Genomic DNA, 17,502 nt, shown 5'->3' with positions numbered 1-17,502 from the left:
CTATAATGAAAAATAAATCCCTAATGATCTTTTTTGCTTTCCTGTCGTTTCTTTTTTATAGTTGTAATAATGAAGTAGAAATTCCAAAGTTAGAATGTACGCAGCCTAATTTAGCAGTAAACCAAGAAGTTCAAAAAGTTAAAGATCTTTCTGGCTCAGTTCCTAAGCAATATAGTTATAATGATGTAATCGAGGCTTATGTTGTATCCAGTGATGAAGGAGGTAATTTTTTTAAGGCGATTTCTTTTCAAACGTTAGCAACTGATCAAAAACCGGCAATTGGATTTAGTGTTCCTGTTGATGTTTCGAATACGTATATTGATTTTCGTATTGGAAACAAAGTCTATATAAAACTTAAAAGTCAATTTACTGACATATATTTTGGAAGTTTAAGAGTTGGAAGCTTATATGTTAGTAATGCCGGTGATCCAACAATTGGAAGAGTATCACAAAATGATTATAAAAATGTTCTGAATGCCTCCTGTGTATTCATTGATGAAAGCCAATTGGTTAAGTCTGTTTCTATTGAAGAAGCATTAAACGATGATCGCCTAAATACTTTGATAGAATTAAATGATGTTCAGTTTTCTGAAGAAGCAATTGGTCGTCATTATTTTGAAGAGTCAAATAATGTTGGTGGTTCAACCAATTGGAATTTGCGTGATAAAACAGGAAATCAAATTATTTTCAGAACTAGCAGTTATGCCAGCTTTGCAGATAATATTGTGCCACAAGAAAGCGGAAAAGTGAGAGGGATAGTGACAAAATTTGGATCAGATTATCAAATGATGATCAGATCAGAAAAAGATTTGGTAATGAACGGAAAAAGAACTGTTCCGTTTTTTGCAGAAGATTTTCAATCGGTGAAAAATAATATAAATTTCACGCTGCCAGGTTGGAGTAATATTGTAGAAAAAGCTTCAAAAATATGGAAAAGTATGTTGTATGCCGGAAATGGCTATGCAGAGTTCAATACTACAAGTACAACAGCCGCCGAAAATATTGCCTGGTTAGTTACTCCTAAAATTAATATGAATGGTTATAAAAATGCAGTGCTGTCTTTTAGAAGTGCTCAACATGATTTAAAAGTTGATTCTCCTTTAAATTCTCTTGAGGTTTATATATCAGACAATTTTGACGGATCACATATCGCGAAGGCAAAATGGATAAAATTACAAGCAAATTTACCTTCCTTATCAACGCCTACACGACAATTTATAAGTTCAGGTGGAATTGACTTATCTTCTTATTCCGGAAATATTCATATTGCTTTTAAATATATTGGTTCAGGTAAAGACAAAACACTTAATGGTGCTTTTATGGTTGACGATGTTAAAATTTTTGGAGAAAAATAAGCCACTGAATTTTTAAAAATTAAATTAAAGTGCTGATTTTTAGATGATAATTTAATAGTATATTGTTTTTAGGATTTAAAGTGTTAAAATTTAATTGAATTTTGTATTTTGGTCATCCCAAATTGATACAAAAACTATGAAAACCTACTTTATTGCCATCATGATGATGGTTTTTCCATGCTTGTTGCACAGTCAGGATCAAAACGCACCTGTAAGATTAAAGCAAATCAACATTGTAAAAACAAATTACCAAAATTCTAAAGACGGAGAGATTGTAAATAAAACCGTTGTTTTTAAAGACGGAAAAATACAAACTATTACAACCTCAGATGTCGTTCAGCATTTTTTTTATAATACAAAAGGATTGTTGGATATGACCGTAAAAGACAAAGTTGGAAGTGACTGGAAAGAAGTTGTAAACTATACCTATGATGCTGATAATAACATTACAAAATTCGTTAAAAAGTATCAGGAAGGTAACGACTATATTACAAAAACTGTAACTTTTGGATATGAAGGAGCAAGAGTAAAAGTAATCACTAAAAAAAGTACAAATCACCAGAATATTGTTGATGATGTTGAATATATTGTCGAGAACGGTATAATTGTAAGACGTACGACGAGAGATCGAAACAAAGCAATAATTGGTAAAATTGAATACGTGTATATCAATGATAATGTTGCCAAACACAAAGGTTTAGTTGGTGATAAAATATCTAAAACGTATACTTTTGATGATAAAAAATCTGTAGATGCTTTAATTGTTCAAAGCTTATTTGGAGATAATTATAAAGTAATTGTACCAATGATTTCTTATCATGAAGATGAATTTAGTTTTGAAGCAATCTCATATAATAACGAAATGAATTTTAGTCCGTCATCAGCTGTTTTAGTAGCTGTGAGCAGAAAATTCAAATACAACAAATTAAACTATCCAATTTCTTGTTCACAAGTTGAAGAAAACGGGATAGTAAAAACAGAAAAGACTTTTATTTACGAATAAATCGCTCTTTAAAGTTATCAGACCATTTAAAAATTAAGATATATAATGAGATTAAATTCTTATATTCTTAATTTTTAAATGGTTTTTTATTTAATAGAAATACTAATTTCTTAAATAGAACTTAAAAACAAAATTCTATAAGCGTTAGTACCTTACAAATCATTAAATTTGCACCTTATTCAAAGCTATGTTAGAAAAAGAAATTATAAATTTTGAGAGAACTGCTATTGTTGGTATTGTAACTCAAAATCAAAGTGAAGAAAAACTTAATGAATATCTTGATGAATTAGAGTTTTTGACTTTTACTGCCGGTGGAGAAGTTATTAAACGCTTTTCTCAAAAAATGGAACGCCCAAATCCTAAGACTTTTGTTGGAACAGGGAAAATAGAAGAAATCAATCTTTTTGTAAAAGAAAACGACATATCGACTTTAATCTTTGATGATGAATTATCACCATCACAGCAAAAAAATATCTCTAAAATTATAGATTGTAAAATCTTAGACAGAACACACCTTATTCTGGATATTTTTGCACAAAGAGCTGAAACATCGTATGCAAGAACGCAAGTAGAGCTGGCTCAATGTCAGTATTTATTGCCTAGACTTTCTGGTATGTGGACTCACCTTGAGCGCCAAAAAGGTGGTATTGGTATGCGTGGACCTGGAGAAACTGAAATTGAAACTGACAGACGTATTGTCCGTGATCGTATTGCACTCTTAAAAGACAAAATAAAGACCATTGACAAACAAATGGGCGTTCAACGTAGTAATCGTGGTGCTATGGTTCGTGTGGCTTTAGTAGGTTATACGAATGTTGGTAAATCGACATTGATGAACGCGGTAGGTAAAAGTGACGTTTTTGTTGAAAATAAATTATTCGCAACATTAGATACAACAGTTCGAAAAGTTGTGATTAAAAACTTACCATTTTTACTTTCAGATACTGTAGGTTTTATTAGAAAATTGCCAACGCAATTGGTAGATTCTTTTAAAAGTACATTAGATGAGGTTCGTGAAGCTGATTTGCTGTTGCATGTTGTAGATATTTCACATCCTGATTTTGAAGATCATATAGAATCTGTAAATCAAACTTTATTAGAAATCAAAAGTAATGACAAACCTACAATTATGGTTTTTAATAAAATTGATGCCTATAAACATTTGACAATTGACGAAGATGATTTAATTACCGAAAAAACAAGAAGACATTACACGCTTGAGGAATGGAAACAAACCTGGATGAGTAATGTTGGTCAGAATAAAGCATTGTTTATTTCGGCTACACAAAAAGAAAACTTTGAGGAATTTAGGGAAATAGTATACGAAGCAGTTCGCCAGATTCATATCACAAGATTTCCGTATAATAAATTTTTGTATCCGGATTATAAAGATGCAATCGAGAAAGAAGAAGAAGAACAAGATGAGGAATAAATAAAATTTTTTACCTCAAAGAGCGCAAAGATTTTATAATAAGTACCTCAGCAAAACACAAAGTTCGCAAAGCTAAATCTATATAGCTTTGCGAACTTTTTTTTTAAGCTTTATGTTTTTATGCTGGGATTAATTTCACTAAGATGCAAAAGTATTCATAATATAAACTATGCGTCCTTGCGGCTTTGCGAGATTATTTCAGCTCAGTAAAAAAATCCATGTGTTCCTGGTAAATTAAAATCCGAAATTAATCCCTAAACCAAATACTTCTCTTGTTTGAAAACCTTTAAAAGCATTATCATCATAAATGGCCTGGAAGGATAAATTGGCAGATAAAAACTTGTTTACTTTCATGATAATATTCAATGAGTAATTAATATCTACGTTTTGAGGATCTTCTAAGTAATTAGAATATAAGTTCAAAGTATTTTCGGCAGTTACATTAGTCATGATCGCTAATTTGTAATAAACCGAAGCATAGAAACCTAACTCGTAACGCATCGTTTTATTGGCGTCTACACCAAAATAATCCCCATCGACATACGGTAAACCAGTTGCCTGATCGATTCCTGAAGTATAAGCACCATCTACAAAAGTAAATTTAGAAGTTAAAGGCGCAAAGTTTATTTTTAGATTATCATCTTTTGTCCAGTAAATACCAGGACCTGTAGTAAGATATCCAGGAGACATGAATTGAGTATTTTCAGTTCTGATCTCTTTGCCGTTTTCATCTTTTCCATACAAATAACCCGTTGAAAATTGAGTTCTGAAATTCAGGAAATAAGAGTAATACCATTGTCCGAAAGCTTTTTTTCCAAAAATTGAATTGAATTCCAAACGGTCATCAGTCTTTTTTTCATAGTCGGCATTTTTAGTTTGTAAAAGTCCGTAAGAAGCTAAAACCTTATTATCCCAGGTAATATCATCTTTTTTGTAATTAAAATCATAGTTGATTCCTAAAGTTCCTGAGAAACTATCTTCACCTCCGGCAATCCAATTATTAAAGCTTGACTGATTTAATAAAAGAGAAACCGTCCCTTTTGCTTTCCAGCCCTCTTCTTCGATAGTATCATTTATTTTCTTTACTGCTTTTTCAGTATTCTGAATTAATTCCTTTTCCGAATTTTGGGCTTGAACAAAAGTTAAGTTCGCTAAAATAAAAAGTAATAATGTTAGCTTTCTCATGGTATATAGTTTAAATGTGTAAGAACAAATATACTAAAAACCCTTAAAAGGTTTGGGATTATTGGGCCTAAAAAGAAAGTTATTTCTTAGATTCTTTGTATAGTGGTACTGCAGAACAAGCTTCTCCGTACATTATACTTCTTGCAAAAGGTTGCAGGTAAGTTGCGGCTAAAATATAAGCACGGGTTGGAACCGGTTTTTTAGAACAGCCTTTGACAATTACCGGTTTGTTTTTGTATTCAGAATAATCGAGTTTACTTAAAATCTCTTCGTATAAACTTGCATCTAGATCTTCTATTGTTCCGTTTACTACTTTTTTTGCAAAAGGAGCCAATTGAATTGCAACTAAAATTGAAGACCACGCAGGAACGATAGCATCTGTGCTACAGTTTATAGCAACATATTGGTCTTGATATTGTGACCAATCATGATTTTTTAAGTGTTCTCTAAAATCTTTTTCTTTTAATAAAAAACCTTCTAAAAGCCATTGCGAAATGTCAATTTGAGTACGTATTCCTTTTGGATAATAATCCTCCAGATCAAATACTTCCAGGACACTGTTGGCAACTTTATTGATTATTTCTTCCATCTTTTTTAGTTTGCAGTCTTCTAAAAAAAATCTCAGTCGCAGTTTTCAGTCTCAGTTAAATACTGAAAACTGAAACTGTAAACTGTATACTTTTTTAAAGCATTCCTAATTCTAATTTTGCTTCTTCGCTCATTAAATCTTTACTCCAGGGTGGGTCAAAAGTAATTTCAACATCAACATCTTTTATGTTTTCAATTGTTTTTACTTTTTCTTCAACTTCTCTTGGTAAACTTTCCGCAACCGGACAGTTAGGAGATGTTAATGTCATCAGGATTTTTACTTCATAATCTGTATTTACCATTACGTCATAAATCAATCCTAATTCATAAATATCAACAGGAATCTCCGGATCGTAAATGCTCTTTAAAACTTTTACAATTGATTCTCCTAATTCGTTTGTGTCTATTTCTTGTTCCATTTTCTTGTTTTGTATTTTTTTTTCGCCACGAATTTCACAAATTTCCCGAATTAAGTATTGTGATTAAAAAATTCGAGCTAATTGGTGAAATTCGTGGCAAAAGAAATTTAATTTTTATTTTTTGCATCAAAAGCCAAAGCGTACATTTTAATATTTTTTATCATCGAAACCAAACCGTTTGCGCGTGTTACAGACAAATGTTCTTTTAGACCTATTTCGTCAATAAATTCAGTATCGGCTTTTATAATATCTTCTGCTTTTTGATTAGAGAAAGCGCGGATTAAAATAGCGATTATTCCTTTGGTTAAAATTGCATCACTATCTGCAGTAAATACAATTTTATCGTCATTTTGCTCGCCTTGTAACCAAACTTTCGATTGACACCCTTTGATTAAATTCTCTTCTGTTTTATATTCCTCTTTAATCAACGGAAGACTTTTTCCCAGTTCGATGATGTATTCATAACGTTGCATCCAATCATCAAACATCGAAAATTCGTCTATTATTTCGTTTTGTATTTCTTTTATTGTCATAATTATTCTTTCGTAAAACTAACCAGCAAATTTACCAATTTTTCTATTTCCTTTGGAGGAGTTCCATTGTCGAAACCCAGGGTTTCATATGTTTGTTGATTTTGAACTATTTTTAAATTTCCAATTGCTGCTCCGTCATAAAAACGCTTTTCTGTGGGAGCTTTTAAAGTTTTAATACCTTCCAGATCGATTTTTGAAAATTCAGCTACAATCTGTTTCCATTTTGCATCGTCAATTTTGCTTTCTATTGGTTCAGTATTTTTACCATTTATAACTGAAACTGTTTTATTCTGAACAATTATCTTTTTGTAAAAGCCACGTGAAACTGCAGAATATTCCATTTGTGTTGATGTCATATCAGTCGTTTTTTGGCTTGAGCAACTTGTTGCAATGAAGATCGTTAAAAGTAATAAAGATAGTGTTCTCATAGTTTTTTAGCTTAACATGGTTTTTGCTTTTTTAACCGCTTCCACCATTATGTCAATTTCTTCTATAGTATTATAAAAAGAAAATGAAGCACGAATGGTTCCCGGAATACAGAAAAAGTTCATAATAGGTTGTGCGCAATGATGTCCTGTTCTAACTGCAATTCCTAATTTATCGATAATCGAACCAATATCGTAAGGATGAATTCCGTCAATATTAAACGAAACTACCGAAGCTTTATTTTTTCCGGTTCCGTAAATTTTTAATCCTTCGATTTCTAAAAGACGTTTTGTAGCGTGTTCTAATAATTTTTCTTCTTGTTTCTGAATGTTATGAAAACCTATATGATTTAGGTAATCGACGGCAGTTCCTAAAACAATTCCGCCAGCAATGTTTGGCGTTCCAGCTTCAAATTTATGAGGAAGATCAGCATAAGTTGTTTTCTCGAAAGTCACTTCCTTAATCATTTCTCCACCACCTTGATAAGGAGGAAGTTTGTTTAACCATTCTTCTTTTCCATATAAAATTCCGGTTCCGGTTGGTCCGCACATTTTATGACCAGAAAAAGCATAAAAATCACAATCTAAATCCTGAACGTCCGGTTTTAAATGAGGAACAGCTTGTGCGCCATCAATTAAAACTGCAGCACCAACAGCGTGTGCTTTTTCAATCATGTATTTTATAGGATTGATGATTCCTAATGCATTCGAAATATGATTTACAGTTACCACTTTAGTTTTTTCTGAAAGCAAAGCGTCAAAAGCATTCATGATCAGTTCACCATTTTCATCCATTGGAATAACTTTCAGAGTTGCTCCGGTTTTTTCGCATAACATTTGCCAAGGCACAATATTACTATGGTGTTCTAAAGAGGAAACAATTACTTCGTCACCAGGTTTTAAAATAGAAGCAAAACCATTTGTTACCAAATTGATTCCATGTGTTGTTCCCGAAGTAAAAAGCACTTCGTGAGAGAACTTTGCATTAATATGATGTTGTATTTTTACTCTTGAAATCTCGTAAGCATCAGTTGCTAATTGACTTAGTGTGTGAACACCGCGGTGAATATTAGCATTTATTTCCTGATAATATGTTGCAATCGCATCGATCACAATCTGTGGTTTTTGTGAAGTTGCTCCGTTGTCGAAATAAACCAAAGGTTTTCCGTTTACTTTTTCCGAAAGTATCGGAAAATCAGCTCTTATTTTTTGGATATCTAGCATGTCTTATTTAGAAAAATTCTATTTACAAAAGTACTAAAACTAAATTGGTTTATCCATCAAAACTATAATTTCCTTTTATGGTGCTATCAATAGAAGATTTGAAGATTAATTCTGAAAAAATTTGAGCACATTTATAATTTATGTGAATTCAAAATATAAATTTGATCCTAAAATGGTGAAGATAAATTATTTATATTGCAGTAAAAATATCTTTTGAAAATATGAAAAAAATCATAAAGTTACTTCTGCTTGTTTTGTTTATTGTCATTTTTTATTTTGGATTCACCACTTATCCAAAACTTGAATTAATCTCAGGATTTTCAGCCAAAAGTATTGCTTCAGGACATTTTTTAGATCAGCGATCGAAAAATTTAATCGAAAAAACAGATAATGATATTCCATTAATGGATTTGGCGTCCAATACAATTAATGAAGCCGGAAAATTTACAACATCTTCAGTTTATGGTTTAAAAGAAAGAAAAGCGATTTACCGTGAAGGTTTAGGAGCAACATTAATTGATGATGATTATGATATTTCGAAACCTTATTTACTTCCTAAACGAACTAAATTAGTCAATAACCTTCCTTTTCCTTACGGGAATAATCAGCCAAAAGACACTTTGTTTTCAAATGTAGATTATTTGAAATTAAAAAAAGCAGTTGATGATTCTTTTGATAAAAATGGAGGAAAACTAAAACGAACACGTGCCGTTGTAGTTTTATATAAAGATAAATTGATAGCCGAAAAATATGATAAAGGTTTTAACAAAGACAGTAAAATTTTAGGATGGTCGATGACAAAAAGTATCACAAGTTCTGCTTTTGGAGTTTTGACAAAACAGGGTAAAATTGATATATATAAACCTGCACCAATTGCCGAGTGGAAGAATGATGATCGTAAAATTATCACCATAAATGATTTACTGCATATGAATTCAGGATTAGAATGGGAAGAGAATTACAGTAAAATTTGCGATGCCACAATTATGCTTTTTCAGTCTGGAGATATGGCAAAAGTACAGCGCGAAAAACCGGCTCAGTTTAAACCCAACACACATTGGAATTATTCATCAGGAACAACCAATTTATTGTCCGGAATTTTAAAAAGCCAGTTTAAAACCCAACAAGAATACCTTGATTTTTGGTACAGTGCCGTAATCGATAAAATCGGAATGAATTCGATGATTGTAGAGCAGGATATGGCGGGAACTTTTGTAGGTTCATCATATGCCTGGGCAACAGCTCGTGATTGGTCAAAATTTGGGTTATTATATTTGAACAAAGGAAAATGGAACGGAGAACAAATCTTAGATGAAAGCTGGGTAAAATATACTGCAACTCCAACAAATACTTCAGAAGGAAAATATGGTGCTCAATTTTGGTTAAACGCCGGAGGAAAATTTCCGGATGTTCCTCGCGATATGTTTTATTGCAGTGGATATCAAGGTCAAATGGTGGCGATTATTCCGTCTCTGGATATGGTAATTGTGAGAATGGGATTGAAAGAAGAAGATCAGGGATTTGATTTTAATGGTTTTTTGAAGGGGATAATTGATAGTGTGAAGAAATAAAATTTTACCGCAAAGACACCAAGTAAAAAGCGCAAAGTTCGCAAAGTTTTGTAATAAACCTTTGCGAAACCTTTGTGTCTTTGCGGTAAAACTAAACTACAAATCAAATCCTAAATTCACGCCTAATTTCATGGCAATGATTTTAGTAATTCTTTGTTTTAATTCCGGTATTTTGATGCTTTCGATTACTGCATTCGAGAATGCATACATCAATAAAGCTTTAGCTTCTTTTTTCGGGATTCCACGAGATTGCATGTAGAACATAGCTGTTTCATCAAGTTGTCCTACGGTACAACCGTGAGAACATTTTACGTCATCAGCGAAAATCTCTAATTGTGGTTTTGCATTGATAGTTGCTTTGTCACTCAATAAAATGTTGTTACTTTTTTGAAAAGCATTTGTTTTTTGAGCTTCTTTTTCTACCAAAACTTTTCCGTTGAAAACTCCTGTTGAGCGATCAGAGAAAATTCCCTTATAATCCTGGAAACTTTCGCAATTTGGCGTTGCGTGGTTTACCAAAGTATAATGATCAACGTGTTGTTTATCATTTAAGATTGAAATTCCGTTAAGCGTACTTGTCAATCTTTCACCAAAGTGATAAAAATTCAAATTGTTACGAGTCAAATTTCCTCCAAACGAGAAAGTGTGCACATAAGCGTGACTTTCCTGTTGTTGAGAAACATAAGTATTGTCAATTAAATTGGCTTCGCTGTTGTCATTTTGAATTTTGTAGTAATCAACAATCGCACGTTTTTGAGCAAAAATCTCTGTAACCGAATTGGTTAAAACTGGATTTTCATTCAAACTTTGGTGGCGCTCGATAATTTGAACATGCGAATTTTCACCCACAATAACCAAATTTCTTGGTTGTACCATTAATGCAGCTTCGTTTCCTGTTGAGAAATACATAATCTCAATAGGTTTATCGGCAACTTTCTTTTTCGGAATATTGATAAAAGCTCCCTCACTTGCAAAAGCAGTATTCAATGAAGTCAAACTATCATCTTTACTTGCGATTTGATTGAAATAGGTATCAATAATCATTTTATATTTTGGTTTAGTCAATGCCGATGACATTAAGCAAACATCGATTCCGTCATGTGTTGTAGAAGATAAATGCGAACTAAAAACGCCATCGATAAATACCAATTTATAAGTGTCGATTTCGTGTAAAAAGTATTTTTTTACCTGATTAAATTCAATTGCATTTTCCTGTTTTGGAAAAACCGTAAAGTCATTTTTTAAGATGGCATTTAGCGATGTATATTTCCAAGCTTCTTCTTTTTTGGTTGGGAAACCTTTATTTTCAAAGTTTTTTAAGGCATTTGTGCGTATATCATGTAAATCTGAATGTACATCGACACGCTCTTCAAAAGCCATAAAAGACGATACTAATTTTTCTTTTAAATCCATTTTCTTGTTTAGTCTTAAAGTCGAAAGTCGAAAGTCAAAAGACTCAGGATTGTCGACTGTTTTGCCAAAAGGTTAAAAATTTTAAGCATAAAGTTTGCGGCTTTATGACTTTCGACTTTATGACTTTGGGCTCAAATATTTTATGAAACCACTTAATAATTTCGATATTTCTGTTACCGATTCTAAGAGTATTTCAAATTCTTCTTTAATAATGTATTCCAGATCAAATGCTAAATATAATTGAGATCGAACTTCTCCTGCTGATGCTTTTGCTACATATAAAAAGTAAATAAACTCTTTGTCTGTATTTCTCTCAAAACCTTCAGCTATATTTGATGATATAGAGATTGATGCTCGTCTAATTTGTCTAACAAAATCAAAGTCTTTTTTAAAATTTGAGTTTTCAGTGATCAGATAAATTCTTTTATTGAAGATTCTTGATTTTTTCCAAGAATTGATTTCTTCGAAAGAATTGAATTTACTCATATTTTTCTTTTGACTTTAAGACTTGCGACTTTAGACTGTTTAGTTTTCTGCTTTAATCCAGTCGTATCCTTTTTCTTCCAGTTCGTAAGCCAATTCTTTTCCGCCTGATTTTACGATTCTACCGTTGTAGAGAACGTGAACGAAATCCGGAACGATATAATCTAACAAACGTTGGTAGTGTGTGATAACGATAATTGCGTTTTTCTCGCTTTTTAATTTGTTAACTCCATTAGCCACAATTCTTAGTGCATCGATATCAAGACCAGAATCGGTTTCGTCAAGAATAGCTAATTTTGGTTCTAACATTGCCATCTGAAAGATTTCGTTTCTTTTTTTCTCTCCTCCGGAAAAACCTTCGTTTAAAGAACGAGATAAAAATTTACGATCGATTTCTAATAATTCAGATTTCTCACGAATTACTTTTAGCATTTCATTCGCTGGCATTTCTTCCTGACCGTTTGCTTTACGAGTTTCATTGATGGCAGTTTTCATGAAGTTTGTTACACTTACTCCAGGAATTTCTACAGGATATTGAAACGAAAGGAAAACTCCTTTGTGTGCTCTTTCTTCAGGAGCAAGATCAGCAAGATCTTCTCCATCAAGGAAAACTTGTCCGTCAGTAACTTCGTAGTTTTCGTTTCCGGCAATTACAGCCGAAAGTGTACTTTTTCCAGAACCGTTTGGTCCCATGATAGCGTGTACTTCGCCAGCTTTAACTTCTATATTAATTCCTTTAAGGATTTCTTTATCACCAATTGAGGCGTGAAGGTTTTTTATTGATAACATTGTTTTTTTTATTTTATATAAATGTCAATTCTATTTTTGTTGTTTGGTTTAAGATGTTGGCATTAAAATGCGCGTGTCCTAAATATTCCATGCCTAAATAATCGGCTGATTTTTTGAAAGGAATGTAAAAACTTTCTTCAATTTCATTGTCGTGTGAATTTGATATCACGCCAATTTTCTTTCCTCTAAGTTTTCTTCCGGTTTCTTTTTCAATTCGGATTAAATCCGAAATACGATCAAAGAAAACCTTCATTATTCCGCTCATATTATACCAATATATGGGCGTTGCAAAAATTAAAGTGTCGTACTTTTCGATGATTCCTTTTATTAATGGCAAAAAATCATCCTCTCTGTTTTTGTTTTCGTAATCATAATAAGAAATATTATAATCACTTAAATCAATTACGTCTATTCCGATATCTTTAGAAATTTCATCCACAATTCGGGTTGTATTTCCGTTTTTTCTGGATGAACCTAAAATGATTACTTTTTTACCTTCCATTTTGCAATTAACCTACAGATCCTTCTAAAGAAATCTCTAATAATTTTTGAGCTTCAACAGCAAATTCCATTGGCAATTTGTTCAATACATCTTTACTGAAACCGTTTACAATTAAGGCAATCGCTTTTTCAGTTGGTATACCTCTTTGATTGCAATAAAAAACCTGATCTTCTCCAATTTTACTTGTAGTTGCTTCGTGCTCTATTTTGGCCGATGGATTTTTACTTTCGATATAAGGGAAAGTATGCGCTCCGCAATTGTTTCCCATTAAAAGAGAATCACATTGCGAAAAGTTACGCGCATTCTCCGCTCTTGGGCTAATTTGCACTAATCCGCGGTAACTATTTTGTGATTTACCAGCCGAGATACCTTTAGAAATAATAGTCGATTTAGTGTTTTTACCTAAATGGATCATTTTAGTTCCTGTATCTGCTTGTTGGTAATTATTGGTAACGGCAATTGAATAAAATTCTCCTACCGAATTATCTCCTTTAAGTACACAAGAAGGATATTTCCAGGTTACAGCAGAACCAGTTTCTACTTGTGTCCATGAAATTTTAGCGTTTGTTTCGCATAAACCTCTTTTAGTTACGAAGTTATAAACTCCACCTTTTCCTTCTTTGTTTCCTGGGAACCAGTTTTGAACGGTAGAATATTTAATTTCCGCATCATCCAAAGCGATTAATTCAACTACAGCAGCGTGCAATTGGTTTTCATCACGACTTGGAGCTGTACAACCTTCAAGGTATGAAACATAACTTCCTTCATCAGCAATAACAAGAGTTCTTTCGAATTGTCCTGTTCCTGCTTGGTTGATTCTAAAATAAGTTGAAAGTTCCATTGGGCAGCGAACACCTTTTGGAATATAACAGAAACTTCCGTCAGAGAAAACTGCTGAGTTTAATGCTGCGTAGAAGTTGTCTTTTTGAGGTACAACAGTTCCTAAATATTTACGAACTAATTCCGGATGTTCTTTGATAGCTTCAGAAATTGGACAGAAAATAATTCCTTTTTCTCCTAATGTTTTCTTGAAAGTAGTCGCTACAGAAACAGAATCGACAACAATATCCATAGCGACATTGTTCATCATTTTTTGTTCATCGACAGAGATACCTAACTTTTTGTACATTTCAAGAAGTTCCGGATCTACATCATCCAAAGTTTTTGTAGGATCTACTTGTTTTGGAGCAGAATAGTATGAAATAGCTTGAAAATCCGGTTTTTGATAATGAACATTTGCCCATTCCGGTTCGATCATTTCTTTCCATGCACGAAAAGCCTCAATACGCCAATCGGTCATCCATTGAGGTTCTTCTTTTTTTAGAGAAATAGCTCTTACGATATCTTCATTTAAACCAATAGGAAACGTTTCCGATTCAATATCGGTATAAAATCCGTATTCGTATTCTTTGGTTTCGAGTTCGATTTTTAAATCGTCTTCAGTATATTTTGACATTTTTTAGTTTTTTAAAACACTTAAAATTTAATTTTTAAGCGTTTAAATTTTGCTTTTTGGACTTTAAATTTATAGCGAAAAAGATTCTCCGCAACCACAAGTTCTGCTTGCATTTGGATTATTAAACACAAAACCTTTTCCGTTTAATCCGCCTGAGAACTCAAGTATTGTTCCGGCTAAATATAGAAATGATTTTTTTTCAACTGCAATTGTTATGTCGTTGTCTACAAATATTTTATCGTCGTCGCCTTTGGTTTTGTCAAATTTTAAATCATATGACAAACCAGAGCATCCGCCACTTTTCACGCCTACTCTTACGTAATCGCTAGCAGCATCAAAACCATCATCTTTCATCAAGTCGATGATTTTCTTTTTGGCTGTATCAGAAACTTTTATCATTGTTTATGGTATTTATTTTTGCTTTCAATTGAATTAATATTCAAAATAGTAATTAAATTATTACATTTTAAAGTACTGTCTTTCAATGTTGAAATTAAATTATCTGCAAAGATACGACTTAAAAACCTTTTTCCATAACGGTTCACATTATTATAACAAATGTTAAAATAGATATTAGTTATATTACTAAATGAATACGTTGTTGATGATGCTTTTTTAATGTTTTTGGTTTTTTGGTTTTCCAGCACAAAAAAGAAATAATTAAAACGATCAGGATTATATTTGGATTAAAAGGTTTCAAGATTAAAATAGAATTTTTTAGCATAACGAAATTGTATTTCCTAGCTTTGTTTGATATTAGAAATTTATTCTCATGAAACTTTATCCAATAGAATCCGGAAATTTTAAATTAGATGGCGGTGCTATGTTTGGTGTTGTACCTAAAACAATCTGGAACAAAACAAATCCCGCAGATGATAATAATTTAATTGATATTGCTGCACGTTGCCTGCTTATTGAAGACGGAAACCGACTAATTTTGATTGATACCGGAATGGGTAATAAACAATCTGAAAAGTTCTTTGGGTATTACTCTCTTTGGGGATCACATTCAATAGATACATCACTGGCAAAGTATGGTTTTCACCGAGATGATATTACAGATGTTTTTATGACACATTTGCATTTCGATCATTGTGGAGGAAGTGTACAATGGAATTCGGATAAAACTTTTTATGAACCGGCGTTTAAAAATGCTAAATTCTGGACGAATGAAAATCATTGGGAATGGGCAACAAAACCCAACGCACGAGAAAAAGCGTCTTTTTTATCAGAGAATATTTTACCGATGCAGGAAAGCGGACAATTGAATTTTATAAACCGTCCTGAAAGTGATTTTGGATTTTCTGATGAAATGAATTTCGGAATTTATTACGTTGATGGTCATACCGAAAAGCAAATGATTCCACATATTCATTATAACGATAAAACAATCGTTTTTTGTGCTGATTTATTAGCAACAGCCGGACATATTCCGTTACCTTATGTAATGGGTTACGATACGCGACCTTTACTGACTATGCCGGAGAAATCAAAATTCCTTACTGCAGCAGCAGACAATAATCATTATTTGTTTTTAGAACATGATGCGCACAACCAGATTATAACGGTGGAACATACAGAAAAAGGAGTAAGGCTTAAAGACGTTTTTACTTGTGAAGATATTCTTTAAAACAAAAATCTTAAACATAAAAAAATCCCATTCGCCGCAGTGAATGGGATTTTTTAGGTTTAATAATATATAATTATTCAACAATAACTTTCTTTGCTAAGGCAGCGTCCTGATTAATCAAGTATACATAATAAACTCCTTTTGGTAAACCGGATAAATTGATTGTATTATTGGTATTACTTGAATTTAGTATAAACGTTTTTACCAATTGCCCTAATGAATTGTAAACAGTTGCTTTTTCTAAGGCAATATTATTAATGTTTACTTCACCTTTTGTTGGGTTTGGATATAAAACTGCTTTGTCAAAAACAGAATCTTCGATGCCTAGAGTATTGCAATTTAAAGAAAAGATTGTATTTGCCGTTTTGCTGTAGGACCAGTTAGCATTGGAGTAATCGACATCGTCTACTTGCACACATTTTAATTGTGGGCTTGGGAATGCAAGGAACTGTATTTTTTTATTATTGCCATTTTGAAGGTTAATACTTATTAAATCTTCGCCTCTGCTATAAGCTAATCTGATTAATGAAATGTTTTTGGAAAGATCTAAAGTGACTAACTTATTTCCTGTACAGTTTAATTCTTCTAATAAAACATTATTTGAAAGATCTAAAGATTCTAATCCTTCAGGATAAAGTGCTACACAGTTTAGACTCACTAAATTTATATTTTTAGAAAGATTTACAGAAGTAACATTGTTGTAAGAAAAATCTAAATTTTTTAAAGACACAAAATCTTCAATCCCGGTTAAGTCATTAATTGATGATTGTGAGATGTTTAAACCTGTCAGTGAAGCAATATTTGCAGTAGATACTTTACCATCTGGAACCCCGAAATCAAGACCCAAAGCAATCAGTTTATTTTCGAAATTAATATCGGGGATAGACGTGTATTGCGCAACAGGTTCGTCAATATCAACAACAGAAACATTATCCAGCAAAATGTCAGAACCTGTAACTCCTGTTGCCCATATATCCACCTCAATGTTTTCAGCAACTGTTGATGTATATACCAACTCTAATTTTCGCCATTGAGAGCTCGAAAAAGTTATATCGCTAATTTGAGTAAATTTTTCTTTAAAAGTATTCGGTTGATGATACAAGCTTAATTCAACAGAAGAAAGTGTTCCTGAAGCAACTCGATGATACATAGTAACGCGATAGGTTTTGTTTGCCTGAACAGCAAAAGTCTTACTATTTATGAAGTTTGTTGATCCGGTAATTTTGAGTTTAGTACTTGAAGATCCATTTTGAGCAGTTGTACTTTGAGAAACAAAACCACTAAAAAAGCGAAACCAGTTATCTGGTTGAGAAGATGAAGACCAGTCTTCGAAATCTCCATTTGTGACTAAATTAGTCTGAGCGAATGTAGATAAAGAAAGTAATAAAAGTAAAAGTAATTTTGTTTTCATAATTTATGTTTAAAAAAGTGCAAGTATACAATTTGTAATTGGTTTTCTTTTACGGGAAAACGTAATATTTATCATTCAATTTT

General features: G+C 32.3%; 18 protein-coding genes. 5 read left to right on the top strand and 13 right to left on the bottom strand.

Going from position 1 to position 17,502, the window contains the following annotated elements:
* Positions 1 to 5 precede the first annotated feature (5 nt).
* The 3 genes from RC62_RS17940 (at position 6) to hflX (ending at position 3,790) form a co-directional block, all read left to right on the top strand.
* Positions 6 to 1,355: a DUF5689 domain-containing protein gene (locus RC62_RS17940; RefSeq protein WP_055097585.1), complete on the top strand. Its 1,350-nt coding sequence runs from the start codon at positions 6 to 8 to the stop codon at positions 1,353 to 1,355.
* A 136-nt stretch (positions 1,356 to 1,491) separates the two neighbouring features.
* Entirely contained in the window at positions 1,492 to 2,358 is an 867-nt protein-coding gene (locus RC62_RS17935) for a hypothetical protein (protein WP_055097583.1), read from the top strand.
* A gap of 187 nt (positions 2,359 to 2,545) precedes the next feature.
* Complete coding sequence (gene hflX, locus RC62_RS17930) at positions 2,546 to 3,790, top strand: GTPase HflX (protein WP_055097582.1); 1,245 nt, start codon at positions 2,546 to 2,548, stop codon at positions 3,788 to 3,790.
* A 234-nt stretch (positions 3,791 to 4,024) separates the two neighbouring features.
* Here the strand turns inward: hflX and RC62_RS17925 are convergent, their stop codons facing one another.
* The 6 genes from RC62_RS17925 to RC62_RS17900 form a co-directional block, all read right to left on the bottom strand.
* A complete protein-coding gene (locus RC62_RS17925) occupies positions 4,025 to 4,975 on the bottom strand; it encodes a DUF3078 domain-containing protein (protein ID WP_055097581.1) in 951 nt (316 codons plus the stop codon).
* A 79-nt stretch (positions 4,976 to 5,054) separates the two neighbouring features.
* The gene (locus RC62_RS17920; RefSeq protein WP_055097579.1) at positions 5,055 to 5,564 is read right to left on the bottom strand and encodes a DUF2480 family protein; all 510 of its coding nucleotides are present in this window, start codon (positions 5,562 to 5,564) and stop codon (positions 5,055 to 5,057) included.
* A gap of 94 nt (positions 5,565 to 5,658) precedes the next feature.
* Entirely contained in the window at positions 5,659 to 5,982 is a 324-nt protein-coding gene (locus RC62_RS17915) for an SUF system Fe-S cluster assembly protein (protein WP_055097577.1), read from the bottom strand.
* Positions 5,983 to 6,089: 107 nt separating this feature from the next.
* Positions 6,090 to 6,515, bottom strand: a complete 426-nt coding sequence (locus RC62_RS17910; protein ID WP_055097576.1) for a SufE family protein — start codon at positions 6,513 to 6,515, stop codon at positions 6,090 to 6,092.
* A gap of 2 nt (positions 6,516 to 6,517) precedes the next feature.
* Entirely contained in the window at positions 6,518 to 6,943 is a 426-nt protein-coding gene (locus tag RC62_RS17905; RefSeq protein WP_055097574.1) for a hypothetical protein, read from the bottom strand.
* A gap of 6 nt (positions 6,944 to 6,949) precedes the next feature.
* Complete coding sequence (locus RC62_RS17900; protein WP_055097572.1) at positions 6,950 to 8,164, bottom strand: aminotransferase class V-fold PLP-dependent enzyme; 1,215 nt, start codon at positions 8,162 to 8,164, stop codon at positions 6,950 to 6,952.
* A 221-nt stretch (positions 8,165 to 8,385) separates the two neighbouring features.
* Here RC62_RS17900 and RC62_RS17895 point away from each other — a divergent pair, with 221 nt between their 5' ends.
* The gene (locus RC62_RS17895) at positions 8,386 to 9,735 is read left to right on the top strand and encodes a serine hydrolase domain-containing protein (protein WP_055097570.1); all 1,350 of its coding nucleotides are present in this window, start codon (positions 8,386 to 8,388) and stop codon (positions 9,733 to 9,735) included.
* A 96-nt stretch (positions 9,736 to 9,831) separates the two neighbouring features.
* Here the strand turns inward: RC62_RS17895 and sufD are convergent, their stop codons facing one another.
* From sufD to RC62_RS17865, 6 genes are all read right to left on the bottom strand, one after another.
* Positions 9,832 to 11,148, bottom strand: coding sequence for a Fe-S cluster assembly protein SufD (gene sufD, locus RC62_RS17890; protein ID WP_055097568.1), 1,317 nt, complete (start codon positions 11,146 to 11,148; stop codon positions 9,832 to 9,834).
* Positions 11,149 to 11,265: 117 nt separating this feature from the next.
* Entirely contained in the window at positions 11,266 to 11,634 is a 369-nt protein-coding gene (locus RC62_RS17885) for a four helix bundle protein (RefSeq protein ID WP_055097566.1), read from the bottom strand.
* 39 nt (positions 11,635 to 11,673) lie between these two features.
* Positions 11,674 to 12,420 carry a Fe-S cluster assembly ATPase SufC gene (gene sufC, locus RC62_RS17880; protein WP_055097564.1) on the bottom strand — a complete coding sequence of 249 codons (747 nt, stop codon included), beginning with the start codon at positions 12,418 to 12,420 and terminating at the stop codon, positions 11,674 to 11,676.
* 13 nt (positions 12,421 to 12,433) lie between these two features.
* Positions 12,434 to 12,922, bottom strand: coding sequence for a flavodoxin family protein (locus RC62_RS17875; RefSeq protein WP_055097563.1), 489 nt, complete (start codon positions 12,920 to 12,922; stop codon positions 12,434 to 12,436).
* A gap of 7 nt (positions 12,923 to 12,929) precedes the next feature.
* Positions 12,930 to 14,378, bottom strand: coding sequence for a Fe-S cluster assembly protein SufB (gene sufB / locus RC62_RS17870; RefSeq protein ID WP_055097561.1), 1,449 nt, complete (start codon positions 14,376 to 14,378; stop codon positions 12,930 to 12,932).
* Positions 14,379 to 14,447: 69 nt separating this feature from the next.
* Entirely contained in the window at positions 14,448 to 14,777 is a 330-nt protein-coding gene (locus RC62_RS17865) for a HesB/IscA family protein (RefSeq protein ID WP_055097560.1), read from the bottom strand.
* Between the two features lie 373 nt (positions 14,778 to 15,150).
* Here RC62_RS17865 and RC62_RS17855 point away from each other — a divergent pair, with 373 nt between their 5' ends.
* On the top strand, positions 15,151 to 16,008 hold the full coding sequence (locus RC62_RS17855) for an MBL fold metallo-hydrolase (RefSeq protein ID WP_055097557.1): 858 nt from the start codon (positions 15,151 to 15,153) through the stop codon (positions 16,006 to 16,008).
* Positions 16,009 to 16,081: 73 nt separating this feature from the next.
* Here RC62_RS17855 and RC62_RS17850 read toward each other — a convergent pair whose 3' ends face one another.
* Complete coding sequence (locus RC62_RS17850) at positions 16,082 to 17,419, bottom strand: T9SS type A sorting domain-containing protein (protein ID WP_055097556.1); 1,338 nt, start codon at positions 17,417 to 17,419, stop codon at positions 16,082 to 16,084.
* Positions 17,420 to 17,502: the final 83 nt, after the last annotated feature.

Origin of the sequence: Flavobacterium aquidurense, from assembly GCF_001404985.1 — a bacterium.
Taxonomy (GTDB): domain Bacteria; phylum Bacteroidota; class Bacteroidia; order Flavobacteriales; family Flavobacteriaceae; genus Flavobacterium; species Flavobacterium aquidurense_B.
Note: the sequence above shows the minus strand (reverse complement) of the source record. Positions and strands in the feature narration are given on the sequence as shown.

Bases quoted from the DNA above. Each gene is read 5' to 3' on its own strand.
- hflX (WP_055097582.1), top strand. From the start codon at position 2,546: ATGTTAGAAAAAGAAATTATAAATTTTGAGAGAACTGCTATTGTTGGT.
- RC62_RS17895 (WP_055097570.1), top strand. From the start codon at position 8,386: ATGAAAAAAATCATAAAGTTACTTCTGCTTGTTTTGTTTATTGTCATT.
- RC62_RS17915 (WP_055097577.1), bottom strand. From the start codon at position 5,982: ATGGAACAAGAAATAGACACAAACGAATTAGGAGAATCAATTGTAAAA.
- RC62_RS17885 (WP_055097566.1), bottom strand. From the start codon at position 11,634: ATGAGTAAATTCAATTCTTTCGAAGAAATCAATTCTTGGAAAAAATCA.
- RC62_RS17910 (WP_055097576.1), bottom strand. From the start codon at position 6,515: ATGACAATAAAAGAAATACAAAACGAAATAATAGACGAATTTTCGATG.
- RC62_RS17925 (WP_055097581.1), bottom strand. From the start codon at position 4,975: ATGAGAAAGCTAACATTATTACTTTTTATTTTAGCGAACTTAACTTTT.
- RC62_RS17850 (WP_055097556.1), bottom strand. From the start codon at position 17,419: ATGAAAACAAAATTACTTTTACTTTTATTACTTTCTTTATCTACATTC.
- RC62_RS17935 (WP_055097583.1), top strand. From the start codon at position 1,492: ATGAAAACCTACTTTATTGCCATCATGATGATGGTTTTTCCATGCTTG.
- sufB (WP_055097561.1), bottom strand. From the start codon at position 14,378: ATGTCAAAATATACTGAAGACGATTTAAAAATCGAACTCGAAACCAAA.
- sufD (WP_055097568.1), bottom strand. From the start codon at position 11,148: ATGGATTTAAAAGAAAAATTAGTATCGTCTTTTATGGCTTTTGAAGAG.
- RC62_RS17875 (WP_055097563.1), bottom strand. From the start codon at position 12,922: ATGGAAGGTAAAAAAGTAATCATTTTAGGTTCATCCAGAAAAAACGGA.
- sufC (WP_055097564.1), bottom strand. From the start codon at position 12,420: ATGTTATCAATAAAAAACCTTCACGCCTCAATTGGTGATAAAGAAATC.
- RC62_RS17900 (WP_055097572.1), bottom strand. From the start codon at position 8,164: ATGCTAGATATCCAAAAAATAAGAGCTGATTTTCCGATACTTTCGGAA.
- RC62_RS17940 (WP_055097585.1), top strand. From the start codon at position 6: ATGAAAAATAAATCCCTAATGATCTTTTTTGCTTTCCTGTCGTTTCTT.
- RC62_RS17905 (WP_055097574.1), bottom strand. From the start codon at position 6,943: ATGAGAACACTATCTTTATTACTTTTAACGATCTTCATTGCAACAAGT.
- RC62_RS17855 (WP_055097557.1), top strand. From the start codon at position 15,151: ATGAAACTTTATCCAATAGAATCCGGAAATTTTAAATTAGATGGCGGT.
- RC62_RS17865 (WP_055097560.1), bottom strand. From the start codon at position 14,777: ATGATAAAAGTTTCTGATACAGCCAAAAAGAAAATCATCGACTTGATG.
- RC62_RS17920 (WP_055097579.1), bottom strand. From the start codon at position 5,564: ATGGAAGAAATAATCAATAAAGTTGCCAACAGTGTCCTGGAAGTATTT.